A 2,945-nucleotide genomic window follows, 5' to 3' on the forward strand; every position below is an offset into this window, starting at 1 on the left:
ATGCTTCCCTGTCCAAGCTGTCCAAGTGGAAACGTTTCACGGAAGTACTTGTTGAAGAAGGCCACCAGATTCATAAGCAATTACTGCGAGCTGAAATTGTCTCGAATGCACCTGAGACGCTGCCCTATCAGCTGTTTGGAGAACGATGTTTCTACATCGAACGCCTTTATCACTTAAATGATAGACCTTATATTCACTATTCCCACTATCTCTCATTGCAAATGGCCACCATCGAACTCACGGACTTGAACGAACAATCCCTGTATGAGCTCCTTGAAGATCACGGCATTGCCTTGGAGAAATATCGGGATGAATTTGCTGCTGTCACCGCTTCTTCCCATGTGGAGGACATGCTGCAGGTGAAAGCAGGCACGCCCTTACTGAACAGATTGCGATATTCCTATGATGAACAAGGCACTCTGATCGAATTCAGCGCTGGGCATTACAGCACCGAGATGCACAATTATGTAGTGAATTACGATACCTAGGAATACTGGCTGTAGCTTGTTTCCTTTTCTCGTCGACACCTTGATAACGCTTACTAACTTCTTGAGAAGAGGGATCCTACAATGAATATGTATCTATTGATAGTTACCTTGCTTGCTATTGTCATTGTTATTCTTGGCGTAGCCTGGTGGAAATGGCATGCCTTTATTGCTTTAACCGTTGCTAGCTTGTTCCTCGCGCTTATGGCGGGGCTTTCTATGGATAAAATCGTTGGCGCTTATGAAACCGGCGTCGGCGCTGTTCTAGGTCATTTGGTCGGTATTTTGGCCTTAGGTACAATTTTAGGTAAAATGATGTCGGATTCCGGGGCAGGCACCCAAGTCGCCAATTTCTTTATCCGCGTTTTTGGTGAAAAACGTTTGCCATGGGCCATGCTGCTATCCGGTTTCATTATCGGGATTCCCGTATTTTTTGACGTCGGGATTGTTATGCTGCTGCCGCTTGTGATCTCCATACACAAATCAACGAAACAAAATATATTGCTCATCGGTTTACCGGTCATTGCTGGATTGTCCATCGTTCATGGTCTGGTGCCACCTCATCCTGGTGCTATGACAGCTATCGGCATCTACAAAGCAGATATTGGCAAAGTGTTGATCTACTCCCTAATCATTGCGATTCCAGCTGCGATCATTGCAGGACCTTTGTTTGCCAAATGGATAAACAAACGTGTTATTCCTGAGAAAGAACCTGAACTTCTTGACTCAACCACTGAGCCTGAGAAATTACCAGGCGCCGGCATTTCCTTTTTCATTATTTTGTTGCCAGTTTTATTGATGGTTTTGTCCGTCATTGCGCCTTACCTGCCAGTTCCAAGCGGATTCATGAAATTCCTTGTTTTTATCGGAAATTCCGTGATCGCGCTGCTCATTTCTTGTTTCGCTGCCTTCTACTTCCTAGGCATTCGCCAAGGTATGAGTAAAAATTATATCAGCAAGCTGTCGCATGATTGCCTTCTGCCTGTTGCTTCGATTATTTTAATTATCGGTGCCGGCGGCGGATTCAAACAAATCCTTATCGCTAGCGGCGTAGGCACCTCTATTGCCCAAATGGCCGAGAATATTTCGCTCTCTCCCATCGTGCTGGCGTTCATGGTTGCTGGATTAATTCGTGTCGCAACAGGTTCGGCGACGGTCGCTTTAACGACAGCCGCTGGTATCGTCTCTCCTATTGTTGAGCATATGTCTGGCGTTAATTTGGAGCTGCTTGTTATTGCCACAGGCGCAGGTTCGCTCATGCTTTCCCACGTCAATGACGCAGGTTTCTGGATGGTGAAGGAATACCTCGGATTAACTGTCAAAGAAACGTTCAAAACGTGGACGGTGCTAGAAACACTCCTTTCCTTCATTGCCTTCGGAACCGTGCTGATCATCGATATATTCGTTTAAATAAAAAGCCCGTGCACTTCCACATTGGTCGTGTACAGGCCTTTTTTATAGCAAAAAAGACAGCCCACAGGGGACTGTCTCTGTTGTTTGTGCTATGACACTCTATTTATAAGTGGGGACTCCCAATTTCTTATAATTTGGTGACGTTAGCTGCTTGAGGACCACGGTTGCCTTGAGTAATATCGAACTCAACGGATTGGCCTTCTTCTAATGTTTTGAATCCTTCGCCCTGAATTGCGGAGAAGTGAACGAATACATCGTCGCCTCCATCAACAGAAATGAAACCGTAGCCTTTTTCTGCGTTAAACCATTTAACTGTACCTTTCAAATGAACAACCTCCTAAAAATATCGCCATCTATGACGAATAAGGAAATTATACCATCTCAATTGGGATAAATCAACGCAAAAAAAGCGCTGGACATGCCAAAATTTGTTGATGTACCAACGTTTTTCACTATGCGGAACCCATCTTAATTATGCTTAAAAATTGATGAGAATTTGGTAAAAACGGGAGGCTTGCTTCTCTTTTTTTAACCAAATGCCCCTCATTTGTTAGTTCATTTATTAAATCAGGCAGTCTGCCATATTCATCTGTTCGAAAACTGAGCAGCGGATAAATTCTTACTTCACCGCCTGGCTTTGCAACACGAAGCAGCTCTCGCACCGCCTTCAGATGAAAGGCATAATCGAACTGCTCTTCATACAGAAAAAGAAAGTGACTGCATAGCACAAGATCATAGCATTCTTGTTCAAACGGCAGAACCGGAAGACAAGCCACATGATACCTTGCGACGCCATCACGGCTTGAGAAGTCCTCTACAAACCTTTCTAGGCCCTTTATGCGTCCTGCCGTATGATTTTGAACCGAACCATAGAACGTCCAGTCATAGACGTCCTGGARCTTCTCCATCTTGGCCGCGACAAGCTCGATTTCTTGTCTGCCATGCTTGGCGATCTCTTCAGATGATTGCTCATACATTGGGTCAACCGCCTCTGAGAGTATACCAAGCTGCCTTGCTTCTGCCGTGAATGAAGATGCACCGCCTGCA

General features: G+C 45.1%; 4 protein-coding genes. 2 read left to right on the forward strand and 2 right to left on the reverse strand.

Features of this window, described 5'->3' with window-relative positions; all coding sequences use genetic code 11:
- A partial coding sequence (locus tag AC1DUA_RS31940) for a GntR family transcriptional regulator (protein WP_477503567.1) occupies nucleotides 1-488 on the forward strand: 488 nt, incomplete at its 5' end.
- 81 nt (nucleotides 489-569) lie between these two features.
- The gene (locus tag AC1DUA_RS31945; RefSeq protein WP_477503568.1) at nucleotides 570-1,895 is read left to right on the forward strand and encodes a GntP family permease; all 1,326 of its coding nucleotides are present in this window, start codon (nucleotides 570-572) and stop codon (nucleotides 1,893-1,895) included.
- Between the two features lie 130 nt (nucleotides 1,896-2,025).
- Here the strand turns inward: AC1DUA_RS31945 and AC1DUA_RS31950 are convergent, their stop codons facing one another.
- Both AC1DUA_RS31950 and AC1DUA_RS31955 read right to left on the reverse strand, forming a co-directional pair.
- A complete protein-coding gene (locus tag AC1DUA_RS31950) occupies nucleotides 2,026-2,223 on the reverse strand; it encodes a cold shock domain-containing protein (protein ID WP_028556542.1) in 198 nt (65 codons plus the stop codon).
- A 127-nt stretch (nucleotides 2,224-2,350) separates the two neighbouring features.
- A partial coding sequence (locus AC1DUA_RS31955) for a methyltransferase domain-containing protein (RefSeq protein WP_477503569.1) occupies nucleotides 2,351-2,945 on the reverse strand: 595 nt, incomplete at its 5' end.

Source organism: Paenibacillus sp. 01T422 (genome assembly GCF_056398785.1).